Annotated in this window: 9 tRNA genes and 1 rRNA gene; all 10 read left to right on the top strand. The window is 48.5% G+C overall.

Annotated elements, in window-relative coordinates:
• Positions 1 to 5 precede the first annotated feature (5 nt).
• A 5S ribosomal RNA gene (gene rrf / locus FHP05_RS15135) occupies positions 6 to 121 on the top strand.
• Between the two features lie 37 nt (positions 122 to 158).
• A tRNA-Val gene (locus FHP05_RS15130) sits at positions 159 to 234 on the top strand.
• Between the two features lies 1 nt (position 235).
• Positions 236 to 311 (top strand) — tRNA-Thr (locus tag FHP05_RS15125).
• 27 nt (positions 312 to 338) lie between these two features.
• A tRNA-Lys gene (locus tag FHP05_RS15120) sits at positions 339 to 414 on the top strand.
• Positions 415 to 419: 5 nt separating this feature from the next.
• A tRNA-Leu gene (locus tag FHP05_RS15115) sits at positions 420 to 504 on the top strand.
• Positions 505 to 521: 17 nt separating this feature from the next.
• Positions 522 to 596 (top strand) — tRNA-Gly (locus tag FHP05_RS15110).
• 8 nt (positions 597 to 604) lie between these two features.
• Positions 605 to 694, top strand: a tRNA-Leu gene (locus tag FHP05_RS15105).
• Positions 695 to 697: 3 nt separating this feature from the next.
• Positions 698 to 774: transfer RNA gene (locus tag FHP05_RS15100), tRNA-Arg, on the top strand.
• 16 nt (positions 775 to 790) lie between these two features.
• Positions 791 to 867 (top strand) — tRNA-Pro (locus FHP05_RS15095).
• 6 nt (positions 868 to 873) lie between these two features.
• Positions 874 to 949 (top strand) — tRNA-Ala (locus tag FHP05_RS15090).
• Positions 950 to 1,152: the final 203 nt, after the last annotated feature.

The raw sequence follows: 1,152 nt of genomic DNA, 5'->3' as shown, positions 1-1,152 counted from the left end.
ACTTGTCTGGTGATGAAGGCGAAGAGGTCACACCTGTTCCCATACCGAACACAGAAGTTAAGCTCTTCAGCGCCGATGGTAGTTGGGGCATAGCCCCTGCAAGAGTAGGACGTTGCCAGGCAAGAAACTTCATAATAATAAATGGACATAATTAATATGGAGGATTAGCTCAGCTGGGAGAGCACTTGCCTTACAAGCAAGGGGTCGCAGGTTCGAGCCCTGCATCCTCCACCATGCCGGCCTAGCTCAATTGGTAGAGCAACTGACTTGTAATCAGTAGGTTGGGGGTTCAAGTCCTCTGGCCGGCACCATGTGTTTACTTCTTGTTTATTTAGAGAGAGCCATTAGCTCAGTTGGTAGAGCACCTGACTTTTAATCAGGGGGTCACAGGTTCGAATCCTGTATGGCTCACCATATTTGCGGGTGTGGCGGAACTGGCAGACGCGCTAGACTTAGGATCTAGTATCTTCGGATGTGGGGGTTCGATTCCCTTCACCCGCACCATCACACTCATTTTATAAGCGGAAGTAGTTCAGCGGTAGAATACCACCTTGCCAAGGTGGGGGTCGCGGGTTCGAATCCCGTCTTCCGCTCCAACTAATACGCCGGGGTGGCGGAATAGGCAGACGCACAGGACTTAAAATCCTGCGGTGGGTTTACCACCGTGCCGGTTCAAGTCCGGCCCTCGGCACCATAAGCGCCCGTAGCTCAATTGGATAGAGCGTTTGACTACGGATCAAAAGGTTAGGGGTTCGACTCCTCTCGGGCGCGCCATTTATATATTGATCTTCGGGAAGTAGCTCAGCTTGGTAGAGCACATGGTTTGGGACCATGGGGCCGCAGGTTCGAATCCTGTCTTCCCGACCATGAAAAGGGGCCTTAGCTCAGCTGGGAGAGCGCCTGCCTTGCACGCAGGAGGTCAGCGGTTCGATCCCGCTAGGCTCCACCATTTAATATTTAAAAAATAGTTGACATGTTATGATATGCATGTTATACTAATCTAGTCGGTTAAAAAACGACAAACTAAAATTGCTCTTTGAAAACTGAACAGAACGACCAGTATGTCAAGAAAAACGTACCTCGTTTTTCATTTAAATTGCTAAGATAAACTTATCTAATAAGTGCTTACTTATTAGAGTTCATAACTTTTTT

The organism is Cerasibacillus terrae, from assembly GCF_008039555.1.
In the GTDB taxonomy this organism is placed as follows: Bacteria; Bacillota; Bacilli; order Bacillales; family Amphibacillaceae; genus Cerasibacillus; species Cerasibacillus terrae.
Note: the sequence above shows the minus strand (reverse complement) of the source record. Positions and strands in the feature narration are given on the sequence as shown.